Origin of the sequence: Pseudomonas sp. FP1154, assembly GCF_030687245.1 — a bacterium.
Classification (GTDB): Bacteria; Pseudomonadota; Gammaproteobacteria; order Pseudomonadales; family Pseudomonadaceae; genus Aquipseudomonas; species Aquipseudomonas rhizophila.
This window is the reverse complement of record NZ_CP117465.1, coordinates 2546595-2565592: the sequence shown is the minus strand read 5'-3', so window position 1 is coordinate 2565592 and position 18998 is coordinate 2546595. Positions and strand designations below refer to the sequence as shown.

The 18998-nt window shown below is 64.0% G+C and carries 20 protein-coding genes; 15 read left to right on the top strand and 5 right to left on the bottom strand.

The features are described from left to right. The first annotated feature begins 66 nt into the window (after window positions 1-66). The 15 genes from PSH91_RS11695 (at window position 67) to PSH91_RS11625 (ending at window position 13216) form a co-directional block, all read left to right on the top strand. Entirely contained in the window at window positions 67-999 is a 933-nt protein-coding gene (locus PSH91_RS11695) for a 4-hydroxyproline epimerase (protein WP_047228981.1), read from the top strand. Further along, window positions 996-2111, top strand: a complete 1116-nt coding sequence (locus PSH91_RS11690) for an FAD-binding oxidoreductase (protein ID WP_305468264.1) — start codon at window positions 996-998, stop codon at window positions 2109-2111. The genes PSH91_RS11695 and PSH91_RS11690 overlap by 4 nt, the downstream gene beginning before the upstream one ends. After that, window positions 2104-2340 (top strand): 2Fe-2S iron-sulfur cluster-binding protein, encoded by a 237-nt coding sequence (locus tag PSH91_RS11685; protein WP_047228979.1) that lies wholly within the window; start codon window positions 2104-2106, stop codon window positions 2338-2340. The genes PSH91_RS11690 and PSH91_RS11685 overlap by 8 nt, the downstream gene beginning before the upstream one ends. Continuing rightward, window positions 2337-3593: an FAD/NAD(P)-binding oxidoreductase gene (locus PSH91_RS11680; RefSeq protein ID WP_305468263.1), complete on the top strand. Its 1257-nt coding sequence runs from the start codon at window positions 2337-2339 to the stop codon at window positions 3591-3593. Before PSH91_RS11685 ends, PSH91_RS11680 begins: the two co-directional genes overlap by 4 nt. Window positions 3594-3829: 236 nt before the next feature. Then, a complete protein-coding gene (locus tag PSH91_RS11675; RefSeq protein ID WP_305468261.1) occupies window positions 3830-4579 on the top strand; it encodes an AraC family transcriptional regulator in 750 nt (249 codons plus the stop codon). A 232-nt stretch (window positions 4580-4811) separates the two neighbouring features. Then, window positions 4812-5630 (top strand): transporter substrate-binding domain-containing protein, encoded by an 819-nt coding sequence (locus tag PSH91_RS11670; protein WP_047228976.1) that lies wholly within the window; start codon window positions 4812-4814, stop codon window positions 5628-5630. Between the two features lie 10 nt (window positions 5631-5640). Beyond that, window positions 5641-7419 carry an aconitase family protein gene (locus tag PSH91_RS11665; protein WP_305468260.1) on the top strand — a complete coding sequence of 593 codons (1779 nt, stop codon included), beginning with the start codon at window positions 5641-5643 and terminating at the stop codon, window positions 7417-7419. Further along, window positions 7412-8077 (top strand): amino acid ABC transporter permease, encoded by a 666-nt coding sequence (locus PSH91_RS11660; RefSeq protein WP_047228974.1) that lies wholly within the window; start codon window positions 7412-7414, stop codon window positions 8075-8077. Before PSH91_RS11665 ends, PSH91_RS11660 begins: the two co-directional genes overlap by 8 nt. Window positions 8078-8086: 9 nt before the next feature. Beyond that, window positions 8087-8737 carry an amino acid ABC transporter permease gene (locus PSH91_RS11655; RefSeq protein ID WP_047228973.1) on the top strand — a complete coding sequence of 217 codons (651 nt, stop codon included), beginning with the start codon at window positions 8087-8089 and terminating at the stop codon, window positions 8735-8737. Then, the gene (locus PSH91_RS11650) at window positions 8730-9452 is read left to right on the top strand and encodes an amino acid ABC transporter ATP-binding protein (RefSeq protein ID WP_305468257.1); all 723 of its coding nucleotides are present in this window, start codon (window positions 8730-8732) and stop codon (window positions 9450-9452) included. The genes PSH91_RS11655 and PSH91_RS11650 overlap by 8 nt, the downstream gene beginning before the upstream one ends. Window positions 9453-9567: 115 nt before the next feature. Then, window positions 9568-10596 carry a proline racemase family protein gene (locus tag PSH91_RS11645; RefSeq protein WP_076385197.1) on the top strand — a complete coding sequence of 343 codons (1029 nt, stop codon included), beginning with the start codon at window positions 9568-9570 and terminating at the stop codon, window positions 10594-10596. Between the two features lie 87 nt (window positions 10597-10683). Continuing rightward, on the top strand, window positions 10684-11601 hold the full coding sequence (locus PSH91_RS11640) for a dihydrodipicolinate synthase family protein (RefSeq protein WP_047228970.1): 918 nt from the start codon (window positions 10684-10686) through the stop codon (window positions 11599-11601). A gap of 177 nt (window positions 11602-11778) precedes the next feature. After that, complete coding sequence (locus PSH91_RS11635; protein WP_305468255.1) at window positions 11779-12333, top strand: DinB family protein; 555 nt, start codon at window positions 11779-11781, stop codon at window positions 12331-12333. A gap of 26 nt (window positions 12334-12359) precedes the next feature. After that, entirely contained in the window at window positions 12360-12710 is a 351-nt protein-coding gene (locus PSH91_RS11630) for a DUF6152 family protein (protein ID WP_305468253.1), read from the top strand. Then, the gene (locus PSH91_RS11625) at window positions 12710-13216 is read left to right on the top strand and encodes a DUF6644 family protein (protein WP_274091103.1); all 507 of its coding nucleotides are present in this window, start codon (window positions 12710-12712) and stop codon (window positions 13214-13216) included. Before PSH91_RS11630 ends, PSH91_RS11625 begins: the two co-directional genes overlap by 1 nt. A gap of 55 nt (window positions 13217-13271) precedes the next feature. Here the strand turns inward: PSH91_RS11625 and PSH91_RS11620 are convergent, their stop codons facing one another. The 5 genes from PSH91_RS11620 to PSH91_RS11600 all read right to left on the bottom strand — a co-directional run bounded on the left by PSH91_RS11620 (window position 13272) and on the right by PSH91_RS11600 (window position 18638). After that, complete coding sequence (locus PSH91_RS11620; RefSeq protein ID WP_240539598.1) at window positions 13272-14336, bottom strand: 2,3-butanediol dehydrogenase; 1065 nt, start codon at window positions 14334-14336, stop codon at window positions 13272-13274. Between the two features lie 84 nt (window positions 14337-14420). Beyond that, window positions 14421-15533, bottom strand: a complete 1113-nt coding sequence (locus tag PSH91_RS11615) for an acetoin dehydrogenase dihydrolipoyllysine-residue acetyltransferase subunit (RefSeq protein ID WP_107321688.1) — start codon at window positions 15531-15533, stop codon at window positions 14421-14423. Continuing rightward, window positions 15533-16549, bottom strand: a complete 1017-nt coding sequence (locus tag PSH91_RS11610; protein ID WP_047228964.1) for an alpha-ketoacid dehydrogenase subunit beta — start codon at window positions 16547-16549, stop codon at window positions 15533-15535. Before PSH91_RS11610 ends, PSH91_RS11615 begins: the two co-directional genes overlap by 1 nt. A gap of 35 nt (window positions 16550-16584) precedes the next feature. Continuing rightward, window positions 16585-17562, bottom strand: a complete 978-nt coding sequence (locus PSH91_RS11605; protein WP_047228963.1) for a thiamine pyrophosphate-dependent dehydrogenase E1 component subunit alpha — start codon at window positions 17560-17562, stop codon at window positions 16585-16587. Window positions 17563-17564: 2 nt separating this feature from the next. Beyond that, window positions 17565-18638 carry an ATP-NAD kinase family protein gene (locus PSH91_RS11600; protein WP_047228962.1) on the bottom strand — a complete coding sequence of 358 codons (1074 nt, stop codon included), beginning with the start codon at window positions 18636-18638 and terminating at the stop codon, window positions 17565-17567. Window positions 18639-18998 lie beyond the last annotated feature (360 nt).

Genomic DNA, 18998 nt, shown 5'->3' with positions numbered 1-18998 from the left:
ATCAAGCCGTCACCCCCCAGCGCGGGCCACGCTTGCCGTCACTCATCTGAACGGACGTGGCCCCCCATGAAACGCATTACCGTGATCGATTCCCATACCGGCGGCGAACCGACCCGTCTGGTCACCGACGGTTTTCCCGACCTGGGCCAAGGCAGCATGGCCGAGCGCCGCCAGCGTCTGGCGACACAGCATGACGCCTGGCGCACCGCCTGTGTGCTGGAGCCACGGGGCAGCGATGTGCTGGTCGGTGCGCTGCTCTGTGAGCCGCAGGATCCGAGCGCCTGTGCCGGGGTGATCTTCTTCAACAACAGCGGCTACCTGGGCATGTGCGGCCACGGCACCATCGGCCTGGTGACGTCACTGGCACACCTGGGCAAGATCGGCCCTGGCGTGCACACCGTCGAAACCCCGGTGGGCACGGTGCAAGCGACCTTGCATGAGGACCGTTCGGTCAGCGTACGCAATGTGCCGGCCTACCGTTACCGCAAGGCCCTGAGCCTGGAGGTGCCCGGTATCGGCCCGGTGGTGGGCGATGTGGCCTGGGGCGGCAACTGGTTTTTCCTGATCGCGGACCATGGTCAGCGCGTGGCGGGCGACAACCTCGACGCGCTGACCGCCTACACCTACGCCGTGCAGCAGGCCTTGGAACAGCAAGGTCTGCGGGGTGAGGACGGTGGCCTGATCGATCACATCGAACTGTTCGCCGATGACCCGCACGCCGACAGCCGCAACTTCGTGCTCTGCCCCGGCAAGGCGTATGACCGCTCCCCATGCGGCACCGGCACCAGCGCCAAACTGGCGTGCCTGGCCGCTGACGGAAAACTGCAACCCGGGCAGATCTGGCGCCAGGCCAGTGTCATTGGCAGTGAATTCGAAGGCTCCTATGAGTTCGACGGCGAGCGCATCGTGCCGACCATTCGCGGCCGCGCCTACATCAGCGCCGAAACCACGCTGGTCATTGAGCCGGATGATCCGTTCGCCTGGGGCATCGTCCCGTGAACGCCGGCCACGTCGCCGATGTGATCATCATCGGTGCCGGCATCATCGGCGCCGCCTGCGCCCGGACGTTGGCCCGGCGAGGCTTGAAGGTCCTGGTACTCGATGCCGGTTGGCACGGTGCCACGGCCGCCGGCATGGGCCACTTGCTGGTGCTGGACGACAACCCGGCGGAACTGGCCCTCAGCCAATATTCCCTGCAGCGCTGGCGCCAGTTGGCCCCGGCCCTGCCCGAAGCCTGTGCGTGGCGCAACAACGGCACCCTGTGGCTGGCGGCCAATGCCGAGGAAATGGCCGTTGCCCATAGCAAGTACCTGAACCTGCTGGCTCATGGCGAAGACTGCGAGCTGATCGGGCGTGCGGCCCTGCAGCAGCGTGAGCCGCAACTGCGCGAAGGTCTGGAGGGCGGCCTGCTGATCAAGGGCGATGGGATCCTGTACGCGCCGGCTGCCGCACGCTGGATGCTGGAGGAGGCCAATATTGCTCAGCAACGCGCCCAGGTCGTTGAAGTGGATGGCCATCGAGTGCGTCTTGAGGATGGTCGCCGGTTGAACGCAGAAGCGGTGATTCTCGCCAATGGCATCCAGGCCACCGAGCTGTGCCCGGAGTTGCCGATCGAAGCCAAGAAGGGCCATTTGTTGATCACCGATCGTTACCCCGCCACCGTCTGCCACACCCTGGTGGAGCTGGGGTATGTCACCAGCGCTCACAACGCCAGCGGTCCATCGGTGGCGTGCAATATCCAGCCGCGTCCGACCGGGCAGCTGTTCATCGGTGCCTCGCGACAGTTCGGCACCGTCGACCCGCAGGTGGAAGGCTGGATGCTGGCAAAGATGCTCAAGCGTGCTGTCGACTACATGCCAGGCCTGGCACACCTCAACGGCATCCGCGCCTGGACCGGTTTTCGCGCCGCCAGCCCCGACGGCCTGCCGCTGGTGGGGCAACATCCGCAACGCCCGGGCCTGTGGCTGGCGGTGGGTCACGAAGGCCTGGGCGTGACGACGGCCCCCGCGACAGCCGACCTGTTGGCCGCGCAACTGTTCAACGAAATCTCGCCGCTGGCGGCGCAACCGTACCTGCCACAGCGCTTTCTGGGAGAACCGGCCCATGCCTGATCTGTTTCTCGATGGTCGCCCGCTCACGGTCGTCAGCGGCACCAGCGTCGCCGCCGCCCTTGCCCTGGGAGCCGACGGTTGCAGCCGCACTTCGGTCAGCGGCCAGCGCCGCGCGCCTCTGTGCGGCATGGGCATTTGCCAGGAATGCCGGGTGATGATCGATGGCCATCGACGCCTGGCCTGCCAGACGCTATGCCGCGATGGCATGCAGGTGCAAACACGACCATGAACGAAACCACCGACCTGTTGATCATCGGCGCCGGCCCCGCCGGCATGGCTGCCGCCCTGGCCGCGGCAAGCAGCGGCATGCGCATTGTGCTGCTGGACGATAATCCATTGCCGGGCGGGCAGATCTGGCGCGACGGCCCCCAAGCTCACCTCCCCGCCGAGGCCCGACGTCTGCGCAACTCATTACAGGCCTGCGCCAATGTGCGCTGCCACGCCGGCACCCGCGTCATCGCCTGCGCCGCCGATAAAACCCTGCTGGTGGAAGATTCCGAACGCGGCTGGCAGATCACCTACCAGCGCTTGATCTTGTGCACCGGCGCGCGCGAACTGCTGCTGCCCTTCCCCGGCTGGACGCTGCCGGGGGTGACCGCCGTCGGTGGTTTACAAGCATTGATCAAGAGTGGCCTGCCAGTGCGCGGCGAACGGCTGGTGATCGCCGGCAGCGGCCCATTGCTGCTGGCCAGCGCCGCCACCGCCAAGCATCAAGGGGCGCAGGTACTGCGAGTCGCCGAGCAGGCCAGTCGTGGCGCCGTCGCTGGTTTCGCCGCGCAGTTGCCGCGCTGGCCGGGCAAGTTTTTGCAGTCGTTCAGCCTTTTCGATCCCCACTACCGCACCGGCACGCATGTGCTGGAGGCCCTGGGTCGCGAACGGCTTGAGGGCGTGCGCTTGCTGCAACAGGGCAAGACACTTGAACTGGCCTGTGACCGTCTTGCCTGTGGGTTCGGGCTCATTCCCAATACTCAGCTCGGCCAGGCCCTGGGCTGTGGTCTTGAAGGCCAGGCGCTAGCTGTTGACGCCTGGCAAGCGACTACCCGCCACGACCATTACGCCGCCGGTGAATGCACCGGTTTCGGTGGCAGCGAACTGGCGCTGGTGGAAGGCGCCATCGCCGGCCACAGCGCCGTCGGCAATAGTGTCGCCGCACAACGCTTGTGGCCTCGCCGGGCACGCTGGCAAGGTTTCGCCCGGGCTTTGAACAAAGCCTTCGCCCTGAACGCGCGACTCAAGACCCTCGCTCGGGACGACACACTGGTGTGCCGCTGCGAAGACGTGCCGTATGGCGAGCTGGTCGGCCAGCCGGACTGGCGCGCAGCGAAACTGGCGAGCCGGTGCGGCATGGGGGCCTGCCAGGGGCGGGTCTGCGCTGCCGCGCTGGAACATCTGTTCGGCTGGCCCTCACCCACGCCGCACCCGCCCTTCAGCCCGGCGCGGATCGAGACTTTGCTGCACCTGCAAGAAACCCCGCCCACTTGAGCCCGTGCAAGCCCCACCTGTGGGAGCGAGCCTGCTCGCGATAGCGCCGGTTCAGCAGCATTGATGTTGACTGAGACTCCGCTATCGCGAGCAGGCTCGCTCCCACAGTTGCTTCGGGTCATTCATAAAGAACTGTGCGAACCAGCGTGCGATTGCGAGGTGACAGGTCCCGTATTTTCGATTGACACTGCGCTACCGCGAGCACGCTCGCTCCCATCAGAAGGCGATGCTGGACCATGTACCCCTCGCTCACTTCCTTCGCCCCCTGCGATTTGCCGACCCTGCTCAAAAGCCTGCAAGCCATCGCGCCGTTGCTCGACACCCTGTCGGACGTGGTGTTTTTCATCAAGGACAGGCAAGCCCGCTATGCCTTCGTCAACCAGACCCTGGCCCGGCGTTGCGGCTTCAAACAAAGCGCTGACCTGCTGGGCCTGACTGCCGAGCAGGTTTTTCCCGAGCGTTTCGGCCCGCTGTACACCGAGCAGGACCGACGGGTACTGGCCAGCGGCCGGGAACTGGCCGACCAGCTCGAACTGCACCTGTACTACGGCAACCAGCCGGTGTGGTGCCTGACCCATAAACTCGCCCTGCATGAGCCGAACGGCCAGATCGTCGGCCTGGCCGGGATTTCCCGGGACCTGCAACTGCCCCAGTCGAGTCACCCCGCGTTCCACAAACTGGCGGCGGTGGATGCCCATATCAAGCAGCACTTCGCCCACCCCATCAGCCTGGCCGACCTGACCGCCATCGCCGGGTTGTCGGTGGCGCAGTTGGAGCGCCACTGCAAACGCATCTTCCAGCTCACGCCCCGGCAGATGATTCACAAGGCGCGGCTGGAAGAAGCCTCGCGGTTGTTACTGGACCACGACCTGCCCATCACCGAAATCGCCCTGCGCTGCGGCTACACCGATCACAGCGCGTTCAGCCGGCAGTTCCGTGCCTTGACCAGCCTTTCGCCCAGCCAGTATCGCGAAAATCAGCGCTGACCAGTGTTCCCTGGTGGGGCATGGGGACTGCGATTGCTCCTATCTGTAACACCGCACGCAAGCGTTGTTCGGCGTCTGACGCAGCTCCACGTCTTTTAATGCATGCACATCAAAGCCTTACCAATGACCGCTGACTCAACCTCAAACCGGCACGCTGCTTGCTTTATTTAATATCGTATACGAAATCCTCAATACGATATCTCATCCGCATTTATTCGACAGCGAGGCTTTTATGAAAAACCCTGCATTGGCTGTAGCCCTGAGCGTTGCCCTCACGCCCCTTTTCATCGCCCCCGCTCACGCCGACAAACTCGACGACATCATCGGCTCCGGCAAGCTGCGCTGCGCCGTGACCTTGGACTTCCCGCCCATGGGTTTTCGTGACGCTGGCAATAAACCCGCTGGTTTTGACGTGGACTATTGCCACGACCTGGCGAAAGTCCTTGGCGTGGAACCCGAAGTGGTGGAAACACCGTTCCCGGACCGGATCCCGGCGCTGGTTTCCGGCCGTGCGGACGTGATCGTCGCATCCACCTCCGACACCCTGGAGCGGGCCAAGACCGTGGGCCTGACCGTGCCCTACTTCGCGTTTCAGATGGTGGTGCTGACCCGCGACGATACCGGTATCAACAGCTACGACGACCTCAAGGGCAAACCTCTGGGTAACACCAGCGGCACCTACGAAGCCATCGCCCTGGAAAAAGACCAGAAGAGTTGGGGCAGCGGCAGTTTCCGCGCCTACCAGTCGCAGAACGACACGCTGCTGGCCGTCGCCCAGGGCCACATCGATGCGACCGTGGTGACCAACACCGTGGCGGCCGCGACCATCAAGTCGGGCAAGTACAAGAACCTGAAAATCGCGGGCAACGCGCCCTATGTCATCGACTACGTGTCCCTTGGCGCCAAGCGCAATGAGTACGGGTTGATCAACTACCTCAACCTCTTCGTCAACCAGCAGGTGCGCACTGGCCGTTACAAGGAGCTGTTCGTCAAATGGGTGGGCACCGACATCCCGCCGGCCGACCTGGTGGTGCCGCAGGTCTACTACTGAGGATTGGAGCATGCCAAGCACGCCTACCCGTGTGACGGGCCGAAGTCTGGTGGAGGGTGCCGCCCAGGGCGCCCTGCTGTACGCCGATGTGGGCCTGAGTTTCTGGGGCGGGGTCGATCCGGCCAGCGGCGAGGTGATTGACCGCCATCATCCGTTGAGCGGTGAACGCCTGGCCGGGCGCGTGCTGGCGATTCCCAGCGGGCGTGGCTCCTGCACCGGCAGCAGCGTGCTGATGGAGCTGATCAGCAACGGCCACGCCCCTGCGGCCCTGGTGCTGGCCGAGGCCGATGAAATCCTGACCCTGGGCGTGCTGGTGGCGCAGGTGATTTTCCAGCGTTCCCTGCCGGTGGTGTGTGTCGGGCACGAGGCCTTCAAGCGGTTGCGCGGCCAGGGTTTTGTGCGCATTGAAGGCGCTTGCCTGACCTTGTCAGGTCAGTGCCCCAACGATGGCTGGCACGGGCTGGACTTTCCAACCCCCGCGCTCAGCGGTTCAACCATCAGCCTCAGCCAACAGGACCAGGCGCTGCTGGACGGCAGCCACGGCAAGGCGGCCCAGGTCGCGATGCAGATTGTATTGCGCATGGCCGATATCCAGGGCGCCACACAACTGCTGGATGTGACCCAGGCCCACATCGATGGCTGCATCTATACCGGCCCGGCCAGCCTGCGTTTTGCCGAACAACTGGTGCAATGGGGCGCGAAGGTGCGCGTGCCCACCACGCTCAATTCGATCTCCGTGGACCAGCGGCGCTGGCGGGAACTGGGCGTCGACCCCGCCCTGGGTGAGCCGGCCAGCGCCTTGGGGGATGCCTACATGGCAATGGGTGCGCAGTTGAGTTTCACTTGTGCCCCCTACCTGCTCGACAGCGCGCCCAAGGCTGGCGAACAGATCGTCTGGGCCGAATCCAACGCCGTGGTCTACGCCAACAGCGTGCTCGGTGCCCGCACGCAGAAGTATCCGGACTTCCTGGACATCTGCATCGCCCTCTGTGGTCGCGCGCCATTGACCGGCTGCCATCTTGACGCACAGCGCAAAGCCGCGCTGATTATCGATGTACCGCCGTTGAGGTCCGTGGACGACAGTTTCTATCCGCTGCTGGGTTATCACATCGGCAGCCTGACGGGCCGTCTCATCCCCCTGATCCGCGGCCTGGAGCACGCCGCCCCGACGCGGGATGACTTGAAAGCCTTCGGCGCCGCGTTCGCCACCACCAGCGCCGCGCCGCTGTTCCACATCGCCGGGGTGACGCCCGAGGCCCTCGACCCGGTCGATGTCCTGGAACCGGGAGTCAGTTTGCCGCAGGACACTGTCAGCGCTGCCGGCCTGCTCGCCAGTTGGCGTGAACTCAACAGCGCCCGGCACCGCCAGGTGGACGTGGTCTCCCTGGGCAACCCGCATTTTTCCCTCAGCGAATTCGCCGCCCTGTCGGCCTTGTGCGCCGGCCGCCACAAGCATCCGGAGGTGGTGCTGGCGATCACCTGTGGCCGAGCGGTACTGGAACAGGCTCGCGAAGCGGGCCATCTGCAGGCTATCGAAGCCTTCGGCGCGCTCCTGGTCACCGACACCTGCTGGTGCATGTTGGGCGAGCCGGTCATTCCGCCTGAGGCCACCACCCTGATGACCAACTCCGGCAAATACGCCCATTACGCGCCGGGTCTGGTCGGTCGCGGCGTGCACTTTGCCAGCCTTGCGCAGTGCGTTGAAGCCGCGTGCAGCGCAACGGCCAGCGGTCAACCGCCGACATGGCTGCAACCGACTGTCCATACGGGGGGCCTGACCGATGTTTGACTACAGTTTCCAGTGGCGCCCGGCCTTACGTGCACTGCCCGACATGCTCGCCGGGGCCTGGGTCACCTTCGAGACCGCGGCGCTGTCGATGATCTTCGGCGTGCTGATCGCCCTGGTGCTGACGGTGATGCGCCAGGCCCGCCATCCGCTGCTGCGCGGCGTGGGCAATGGCTGGGTGTCGATCGCCCGCAACACGCCCTCGCTGTTCCAGATCTACATCCTCTACTTCGGCCTCGGCTCTCTCGGGCTGCACGTCAGTTCCTGGCTGGCGTTGCTGGCCGGGATCACCTTCAACAACGCCGGTTACCTGGCGGAAAACTTTCGCGGCGGCCTCAAGGCCGTGCCGAGTACCCAGATGCGCGCCGCCCGCTCCCTGGGCATGAGCGCCTGGCAAGCCTACCGGATGATCATCGTGCCGCAACTGCTGCGCATCGTGTTCTACCCGCTGACCAACCAGATGGTCTGGGCGGTGCTGATGACCTCCCTGGGTGTGGTGGTTGGCCTGAACAACGACCTGACCGGCGTCACCCAGGAATACAACGTCAAGACCTTCCGCACCTTCGAATACTTCGCCCTCGCGGCGGTGCTGTATTACCTGATCGCCAAGCTGATCGTCGGGCTGGCCCGGCTGTTGTCCTGGCGATTGTTTCGTTACTGAGGGCGCGTCATGTTAACCACCAGCCTCACCCTTAACGACCTGCTGTTCTTGCTCGACGGGGCCTGGGTCACGCTGCAACTGACCGCGTGGTCGATCCTGCTGGGCTCCCTGGCCGGCTTGCTGTTCGGCCTGCTGCGGGCATTGCTGCCGCGGGCCAGCCTGCCACTGGCCTGGGTACTGGACGTGTTTCGCAGCGTTCCGCTGCTGATCCAGTTCGTGCTGTTCAACGCCCTCAAGAGCATCGTCGGCCTGAACCTGAGCGCCTTCGCGGTCGGTTGCATCGTGCTCGGCGTCTACGCCGCCGCCTACTTCACCGAGATCGTGCGCGGTGGCGTGCTGGCGGTGCCGTTGAGTACCCGGCGGGCCAGTCGCTCCCTGGGCCTGAGTTACCTGCAGGATCTGCGCTACATCGTCCTGCCGATTGCCACGCGGGTCGCATTCCCTGGCTGGCTGAACCTGGTGTTGGGCGTGATGAAAGACACCGCGCTGGTGATGTGGATCGGCATCGTCGAACTGCTGCGCGCCTCGCAAACCATCGTCACCCGCATCCAGGAACCGTTGCTGGTGCTGTGCATCGCGGGCCTCATTTACTACGTCATGAGCCTGGTGGTCGCCCGCCTTGGCGCACGTCTGGAAAGAAGGTGGCAGGAAAATGATTGAGATCGAGAACGTACACAAATCCTTTGGCGAGCTGGAAGTGGTCAAGGGCGTGAGCCTGACGGTGGACAAAGGGGAAGTGGTGTCGATCATCGGCGGCTCCGGCTCCGGCAAATCGACCCTGCTGATGTGCATCAACGGCCTTGAGCCGATCCACAAAGGCAGCATCCGCGTGGACGGCATCGAGGTTCACGACCGCGCCACCGACCTCAACCGCTTGCGGCAAAAGATCGGCATCGTGTTCCAGCAATGGAACGCTTTCCCCCATCTGACCGTGCTGGAAAACGTGATGCTGGCGCCTCGCAAAGTGCTGGGAAAAAGCAAGCAGGAGGCCGAAGCGCTGGCGCTGCGACAGCTGGAACATGTGGGCCTGGGAGACAAACTCAAGGCCTTCCCCGGCAAGCTTTCCGGTGGTCAACAACAGCGCATGGCGATCGCCCGGGCCCTGGCGATGTCGCCGGACTACATGCTCTTCGACGAAGCCACCTCGGCCCTGGACCCGCAATTGGTGGGCGAAGTGCTGGACACCATGCGCATGCTCGCCGAAGACGGCATGACCATGGTGCTGGTGACCCACGAGATCCGCTTCGCCCGGGACGTGTCCGACCGCGTGGCGTTTTTCTGCGACGGGCGGGTCCATGAAATCGGGCCGCCGGATCAGGTGATTGGCCACCCTGCGCAGCCGGAGACGGCGGCGTTTCTCAAGTCGGTGAAATAGCGGACGGCCCTTTCGCGAGCAGGCTCGCTCCCACAGGTTCTGTGGCGTACGCAAAACAGTGTGGGAGCGAGCCTGCTCGCGATGAGGCCCGACCAGACAACCCAAGGAGCAGCCAATGCGCTCATCAAAAATCATCCATATCGTCAGCTGCCACGCCGAAGGCGAAGTCGGCGATGTGATCGTCGGCGGCGTCGCACCACCGCCCGGTGCCACCGTATGGGAACAGTCACGCTGGATCGCCCAGGACCAGACCCTGCGCAACTTCGTCCTCAACGAACCCCGTGGCGGCGTGTTCCGTCACGTCAACCTGCTGGTGCCGGCCAAGGACCCGCGGGCACAGATGGCCTGGATCATCATGGAACCGGCCGACACACCGCCGATGTCCGGTTCCAACTCGTTGTGCGTCGCCACTGTGTTGCTCGATAGCGGCATCCTGCCCATGACCGAGCCCCAGACGCGCTTGGTCCTCGAAGCGCCCGGCGGGCTGATCGAAGCGGTGGCCGACTGCCGCGACGGTAAAGTCCAGCGGGTGGAAATCAAGAACGTGCCCTCCTTCGCCGACCGCCTCGATGCCTGGATCGAAGTCGAGGGGCTGGGGTCGCTGCAGGTGGACACTGCCTACGGCGGCGACAGTTTCGTCATCGTCGACGCCCAGCGCCTGGGTTTTGCTATCCGTCCTGATGAAGCGGCCGAATTGGTGGCCGTGGGGTTGAAAATCACCCGGGCCGCCAACGAGCAACTGGGCTTTGTCCATCCGTTGAACCCGGACTGGTCGCATATCTCGTTTTGCCAGATTGCCGCGCCCATCGTCCTGGAGAACGGCATCGCCAGCGGTGCCAACGCCGTGGTGATCCAGCCCGGCAAGATCGATCGCTCCCCCACCGGCACCGGTTGCTCGGCGCGCATGGCGGTGTTGCACGCCAAGGGGTTGATGCAAGTGGGAGAGCGTTTCATCGGCCGCTCGATCATCGGCTCCGAGTTCCACTGCCGTATCGATTCATTGACCGAAGTGGCCGGGCGTCCGGCGATTTATCCGTGCATCGCCGGGCGCGCGTGGATCACCGGCACGCATCAGTTGCTGCTCGACCCGGCAGATCCCTGGCCACAGGGGTATCGGCTTTCGGATACCTGGCCTGGCGCATGACTTCTTGAATTGGCATCGCCCCCTGTGGGAGCAAGCTTTGCTCCCACAAATTCCCTCGCCACATACCATTAACAACCGGAGACAACCATGAGCAAACGCATCAACTGGAGCGGCGTATTCCCCGCCGTCACCACGCAGTTCAACGATGACTTTTCCATCAACCTGGAAAAAACCCATCAAGTGATTTCCAACGTCATCCGCGATGGCGTGTCAGGCCTGGTGGTCTGCGGCTCGGTGGGGGAAAACACCTCCCTGAGCGCCGAGGAGAAAATCGCCGTGACCGAAGTGGCGGTGGATGCTGCCCGGGGCCGGGTGCCGGTGATCTGCGGCGTGGCCGAGTTCACCAGCGTGCAGGCGGCCAAGGTCGCCAACGCGGTGCGCCGGGTTGGCGTCGACGGCGTGATGCTGATGCCAGCGCTGGTCTATGGCTCCAAGCCGTTCGAGACCGCCGAGCATTTCCGCTACGTGGCCCGGCATGCCGACGTGCCGTTGATGGTCTACAACAATCCGCCGATCTACAAGAATGACGTGACCCCGGACATCCTGATTTCCCTGGCCGATTGCGACAACGTGGTGTGCTTCAAGGATTCGTCCGGCGACACCCGGCGCTTCATCGACGTGCGCAATGAAGTGGGCGACCGCTTTGTGTTGTTTGCAGGCCTGGACGACGTGGTGCTGGAAAGCTTGGCCGTGGGTGCCGAAGGCTGGGTCTCGGGGATGTCCAACGTGTTCCCCCAAGAAGGCGAAACCATTTTCCGCCTGGCCCGCGCCGGGCGTTTTGCCGAAGCGATGCCGATCTATGAATGGCTGATGCCGATCCTGCACCTGGACGCCCGCGCCGACCTGGTGCAGTGCATCAAACTGTGCGAAGCCATCGCCGGTCGCGGCAGCGCCCTCACCCGCCCACCACGCCTGGCGCTGCCGGAGGAAGATCGCGTGTACGTCGAGCAGATCATGGCCAAGGCCCTGGCCAATCGGCCGGTGTTGCCGGATGTGGGGCTTTGACCGCAGGACATGGCGCTGACCGGCGGTGATAGCGCCGCCGCCATCGCGAGCAGGCTCGCTCCCACATTCACCACAAATCCCTGTGGGAGCGAGCCTGCTCGCGATAGCGGTCTGTCTGAATCGACTATGCTGGATGTGCCGCCCTCATCGTGAGCCAGCTCGCACACAAGGTGCCCCATGAACTATTTCCTGGCCCAGGCCCTGAACAACCAGTGGGCCAATCACCGACTACTCACTGCCTGCGCGCCGTTGAGCGAGGCCCAATACCAGGCACCGCGCACGGCGTTCTTCCCGTCCATCCAAGCCACGCTTTGCCACATCCTGGAAGTGGACCGCTATTACCTCACCGCCCTGGAAGGCGACCGTGATGGCCAGATAAAGGACTTCTCCCAGACCCTGGCCTTTGCCCAACTGCTGCACAACCAGACTCAAACCGACCAGCGGCTGGTGGGATTCTGCGAAGCCCTGCGGGAAACCGACCTCGCCCGCTCCGTCGACCTGGTGCGTGTCGACGGGGTGGTGCGCGAACGAATCGACCGGCTGCTGTTGCACCTGTTCGAACATCAGATCCATCATCGCGGACAGGTCCACACCATGCTCAGCGCCGCCCACATCAAGCCGCCGCAGCTCGATGAGTTCTTCCTCGACTGCGACCGCAGGTTTCGCGAAGAAGACGAGCAGTCACTGCAGCTCGGCGAAGACCGCGTCTGGCGCAACTACCTGCCGGGCTGAACCGATGATCCAACAGGAGACCTGCCATGAAACACATACTCGGTTGCATCGGCTTATCGTTGATGCTGGTGGCAACGACAGCCCTGGCCCATCACGGCTGGAGCGAGTACGACACTGACAACGCCCTGCAACTCAACGGCACGATAGAAGAATCCGGCTATTCGCATCCCCACGGCTTCGTGCGCCTGAAAACGGCGGACAAAACCTGGACCGTGGTCCTCGCCCCGCCATCACGCATGGAGAACCGAGGCCTGAGCAAGGACATGCTCAAGCCTGGCACCCAGGTGGGCGTGGCCGGCTATGCAAACCGCAACAAACCCGATGAGTTGCGCGCAGAACGCATCACCGTCGACAACAAGACCGTCGAGTTGCGCTGATGCAGGCCATCGAGGCAGGCAACGACCCGCAGGGCTGGCTGGACCAACTGGAGGGTTCGTCCCTGGCGCTGGCCATGCGCGGCGAACTGTGGCTATACCCGTTGGTGGAGGTAGTGCACATCATCGGGTTTTCGCTGTTGGTGGGCGCGGTGGTGATGTTCGATTTGCGGGTGCTCGGAGTGTCCAAGGACATTGCCGTGACGGCGCTGGCCCGCCATCTACTGCCCTGGGCCCTTGCGGCCCTGCTGTTGATCGTACCCGCCGGTTTGATGATGTTCAGCGCCCATCCCCATGACTTCGCCGGCAACGGTGTGTTTATCCTCAAGTTGTGCCTGATTGCGGCAGCGGGTCTCAACGCCCTGGTGTTTCACCTCGGGATTTATCGCACGGTCAGCCAATGGAACACCGCCAGCGCGGCACCAGGACTGGCAAAAGCGCAGGCGGTGCTGTCTGTGGCGATATGGTTCACGGTGGTGTTGTGTGGGCGCTTGCTGGCCTATACCTGAGATAAAAAGTGCGATGGCCTTGCCGGCCATCGCCAATCGCCCACCTCAGGCGCGCTCAGATCCGTGCGGGTGACACGATGATTTTCACGTTGTGCTCCTTGTTGTTGACCAGTTCCTCGAACCCCTGGCCAACGATCTGCTCCAGCTGGATGCGCCCGGTCACCAGCGGCGAGATGTCCAGGCGCCCATCGGCGATGAAGGCAATCACGTCGGCGAATTCACCGTTGTAGGCCAGCGCGCCAAGTACCTGCTTCTCGGTGGAGACCAGTTCAAAGAAGTTGAACTCGCTCGGTTCCTCGAAAATCCCCACCAGCACACATTTGCCCGCCTTGCGGATCAGGTCGATGGCAAGTTTGGCGGTGTGTTTGTTGCCGATGCACTCGAAACTGACGTCGGCCCCCAGACCAGCGGTCAAACGACGGACTTCGGCCAGGGCGTCGCACTCGTTCGGATCGATCACATGACTGGCCCCGACTTCCAGGGCCTTGGCCTTGCGCGCACCGGACATTTCCAGGGCGATCACCTGCGCCGCGCCGGCGGCCTTGGCGCACATGATGGTGCACAGGCCGATGGTGCCGGCGCCGACCACCACTACGTTCTGGCCCAACAGGCTGCCGGCCTTTTTCACCGCATGCATACCCACCGCCAACGGCTCGATCAGCGCGCCGGCTTCGGCGGGAAAATCAGCCGGCAGTTTGTAAAGCAGATTGGCCGGCACATTGACCAGCTCCGCGAACGCACCGTTGTTCATCAGCCCGGTGAACGCCAGGTTTTCGCAGATGTTGTAGAGCCCATGTGTGCAGTAATAGCAGGTGCCACAGTGCTGACAGGCATCGGCTGCCACCGGCTCGCCGACGCAGAAGCCCTCGACACCAGCCCCCAATTCGACGATTTCACCGCAGAACTCATGGCCGAGGATGCACTGGCCCTTGATGCCGGTCAGCGGATGCGGCGCGTCCACCGGAATGAACACCGGCCCGGCCACATATTCATGCAGGTCAGAACCACAGATGCCGCACCACTGCACGCGGATCTGCACCCAGCCGGCGGGCGGCGCTACGGGCAGCGGCACGTCTTCGACGCGGATGTCGTTGCGGCCATGCCAGACAGCGGCGCGCATGCTGCGGGTAGGCTTGATTGAAACGTTCATAGCGTTGCCTCCAGAATTTTGTAGGGGCGACGAATCACCGCGCCGCCCGCTTGGTCAGTGCTGCTCAATGAACCCTAGGATCAACCGGTTGACCTGCTCGGCCGCTTCCATTTGCACCATGTGCCCCTGGCCAGGCAGCACCTCGACCTGGGCACTCAGCCCATCGCTGTGGACCGCCGGGATGATCGCGTCGTCGCTGCCCCAGATCACCAGCGTCGGGACGTGGCCGGCCTGCACCACTTCGCGTAAATCCACCTGCTGGCGGCCGTCGGCGAACAGCGTCGCTGACAGTTGCAACAGCGCAGCGTCCACACCCTCCAGGCGCTTGTACTTGAGCATGTCATCGAGCATCTGCCGGTTGACCAGCTCGGCATTGGAGAACAGTTGCACCAGTTGCGGCTTGAGGGCGTTGCGGTTGGCCGCTTCGACAAAACCTTTGAGGTAGCTGCCATTGATCTGCGCGCCCAGCCCGGCACTGCCGATCAAGGTCAGCGACCGCACTCGCTGGGGCATCAGGCGCGCGGCGTTCAGCGACACCGCCCCACCCATGGAATGCCCCACCAGATGCACAGCGTTGATGTCCAGGTGATCGAGCAAGGCCAGCACCACGCCGCTCAGTTCGTCCAGGTCACCGCGTTGCAGTGTCTTGGCGGATTCGCCATGGCCCGGCAGGTCCAGGGCGATGACCCGACGCCCGGCCGCCAGTGCTTCGTGGTTGAACAGCCAATTGTTCAGGTCGCCGCCGAAACCATGCACCAGCAGCAGTGGCGTGCCGCCTTCGCCACGCTCGAAAAAGCGGATCACCCGGCCATCCAGTTCGACTTTCTGCGGTTTCGGGCCGCTGTCTTCGTCGGCAGCGTCGCCGGGCACAAAGGACGACTGGAACTGCTCGATGACCGCATCGATCTCGGCATCGCTCGCTTCACCGTCGACGACAATCCCGAGCAAGGCGCCGACCGCCAGGGTTTCGTCCTGTCGGGCAACCTGCCGCCGCAAGATCCCGGAGAACGGCGCTTCGACGCTGCTGGAAATCTTGTCGGTTTCCACGTCCATCACTTCATCACCCTTGGTGATGGCCTGGCCCTCCTCCTTGAGCCAGGCATCGACCCGGCCTTCGGTCATCGACAGGCCCCACTTGGGCATGGTCAGGGTATGAATCTGGCTCATCAGCGCTTGCTCCACTCGATCACGTTGAGCACGGCTTGTTCGATCTTCGCCGCGTCAGGGATGTACAGGTCTTCCAGGGCATCGGAGAACGGCACCGGGGTATGGGGCGCGGTGACCATTTCAATCGGCGCCTTGAGCGCGCCAAAGGCTTTTTGCGCCACCAGCGCGGAAATGTCGGTGGCCATGGAGCAGCGTGGGTTGGCCTCATCGATGACCACCAGGCGCCCGGTTTTCTCGACGCTTTCCAGGATGCTGTCCTCGTCCATCGGGCTGGTGGTGCGCAGGTCGATGACCTCGCAGTCGATGCCGCGCCCGGCCAGGCTGCGGGCCGCGTCCATCGCGGTATTGACCATGCGCCCGTACGAGACCAGGGTCACGTCTTTGCCGTCGCGCAGGAAATTGGCCTCGCCGAAGGGAATGGTGTAGAGCTCTTCCGGCACCTCGCCCTGCATGCTGTAGAGCAATTTGTGCTCGCAGAAGATCACCGGGTCGTTGTCGCGGATCGCCTGGATCAGCAAGCCCTTAGCGTCGTAGGGCGACGACGGGCACACCACTTTCAGCCCCGGAATGTGCGTCCACAAGGAGGTGAGCATTTGGGAATGCTGGGCGGCGGCGCGCAGGCCGGCACCGACCATGGTGCGGATCACCAGCGGCGTGGAGGCCTTGCCGCCGAACATGTAGCGAAACTTCGCCGCCTGGTTGAGGATCTGGTCCAGGCAGCACCCGGCGAAGTCGACGAACATCAGTTCGCACACCGGGCGCACGCCACAGGTAGCCGCCCCGACCGCCGCGCCGACGTAACCGATTTCCGACAGCGGCGTATCCAGCACACGCCCGGGAAACTGGTCGTAAAGCCCCTTGGTGACACCGAGCACACCGCCCCAGGCGTCGTTTTCACCGGGCGCGCCGGCACCACCGGCGACGTCCTCGCCCATGATGAAGACGCTGGAATCGCGGCGCATTTCCTGGGCCAGGGCTTCGTTGATTGCCTGCTGATAGCTGATTTTTCTCGCCATGATGGGATTCTCTGTTCTTGTTTTATGAAGAGCGTTCAGGGATAGGAGACGTAGACGTCGGTCAGCAGGTCCGCCGCGGTGGGCTTGGGATCGGACTTGGCTTTGTACACGGCGTTTTCGATCAGCAACTCGATCTCCTTGTCGATCTGGTCCAACTGCTCGACGGTGAGCAATCCGGCCCGCGTGGTGCGCTCGCGAAACTGCATCAGGCAATCCTGGTTCTCGCGAAAATGCTTGACCTCGTCGGGTGCCCGATAAGTCTGGGCATCGCCCTCGAAGTGGCCGTAGTAACGGGTCAGCTTGACCTCGATCAGCGAAGGCCCCTCCCCGGCACGGGCGCGTTCGACGGCGGCCCCGGCGGCTTCATGCACGGCAAAGAAGTCAAAGCCATCCACCGTCACCCCGGGCATGCCGAAACCGGCGGCGCGGTCGGCAATGTGATCGCAGGCCACCGACCAATTGGACGCGGTGGCTTCGGCGTAGCCATTGTTTTCAGCGATGAACAGGCACGGCAGGTTCCACACCGAGGCCATGTTCATGGCTTCGAATACCGCGCCTTCGTTGGAGCCACCATCACCGAAAAACACCACGGCGACGCTGTCGGTGCCCTTGAGCCGGGCGGCCAGCGCGGCGCCCACCACCAGGGGCGCGCCCGCCCCGACAATGCCATTGGCGCCGAGCATGCCTTTCTCGAAATCGGCAATGTGCATGGAGCCGCCCTTGCCTTGGCAGACGCCGGTCTTCTTGCCGTAGATCTCGGCCATCATCCCGTACACGTCCACGCCCTTGGCGATGCAATGACCGTGGCCTCGGTGGTTGGAGGCGATGCAATCGTCATCGCCCAAATGGGCCATGACGCCGGCGGCCGACGCCTCTTCGCCGGCATACAGGTGGACGAAACCGGGAATCTCGCCAGTGGCGAACTCCACGTGCAGGCGCTCTTCGAAAGCGCGGATGGTGCGCATCACCTGATAGGCGTGCAGCAGTTGATCGTGGGTGAGCGGTGTCGACATTTTTATTCTCCTGGGGTGTCTTCTTGAAGATTCAGAGGGTGTTGCGGGTGTTCGCGGCCGATGGCCAGCAAACGCTGTTGCGCGGCGTAGGCCAGCACCGCATTGACATCGATGCTCAGCGGGCCGCCGGCATCGAGGGTGACCGTGGGCCGGTCCTGCGCGTTGAATTCGATTTCCCGTTCGCCGTCCAGGGCCAGGGTGCCTCTGGAGAGCGACAGACTGTGGGCGACGCCGGGCTCCAAAGGGCCGGCGGCGAGCACGCCACAGCCTTGCAACAGACCAGGGGCCAGCGGCACCAGCAACGCTTCGGGCGATTGCGGGTCCAGGCGCATCCAGGCACCACCCGCTGCCTGGCGTGACACCGGGAACCACAAGCCGCACAGCGCCGACAGGCCGATGGATTGCGGCTCGGCGAAGGTCACGAACACCTCGGCCAGGTCCTGCGCCCGACTGATGGCCCGGGCGCCGACAAAGCGCAGCGGCGACACGGCGACGTCCACCAGGGCGACTTCGCGCAAACCGCGTCCGGCATCGCAGACCAACAGGCGTTTGTTGCGACGCAGGCCGATCTGCGCAGGTATCCGGCCGCTGGCGTACAACCCACCAGCCAATCCGGCACTGGTGGCTTCGCGCAGTTCGGGGAAGGCGTTATTGGTGCCCGTGGAGAGGGTCAGCAGCGGGATATCACCGACTTCGGCGGCCACGGCCTTGTGGGTGCCGTCGCCGCCCAGCACGGCGATCAGGCTCACCTCGCGTTCTGCCATCAGGCGGGCGGCCTGACGCGTATCTTCGACGGTCTGGCGCAGCGTCAGGTCGAGAAATTCCAGGGCCGGCCAATGGCTGCTGCGCGCCTGGCGGCTGTGGCTGTTCTTCAGCACGGCGGCGGCAATGCCGGTCATGTCGGTCGGCATCAGGACCTGCTCGATACCGGTGGCACCAAAGGCGGCCAGCAGCCGCTGGATCACCGAAACCTTGTCGGTGCTGGAAAACAGCCCAGCGTTGGCGGTCAGGCGTCGCACGTCGCGCCCCGACGCCGGGTTGGCAATGATGCCCACGGTCAGTGGACGGCGACTCATGGCGCCACCGGCAGTTGAGTAGATGGACGACCTGGGCAGCAAAACCCTCGGTGCAGAGACATGGGACACCTCGTTTTTTATTATTGGCAGTCCGAACGGGTCGGTTGCAGACGCTAGAGCAAGGGCGGTGCCAGATACCGATAGAACCGGCGAAAGGCCCGGAACAGAGCCCTCGCAGCGCCTCCTCCGAGGGAATCCACCCACGCGCTGTGAGACGCGACATGTCAGCCTGCACGAGGTTCTGGCGAGACCGTGAGACGTGGCGTCTCACACTTGCCGGTGCGGCTCGCCGAGCTTGTCTGCGCACAACGAACGGCGCTTAATGAGCGCACAACGATAAGAAGCTGAAACGGAGGCCCG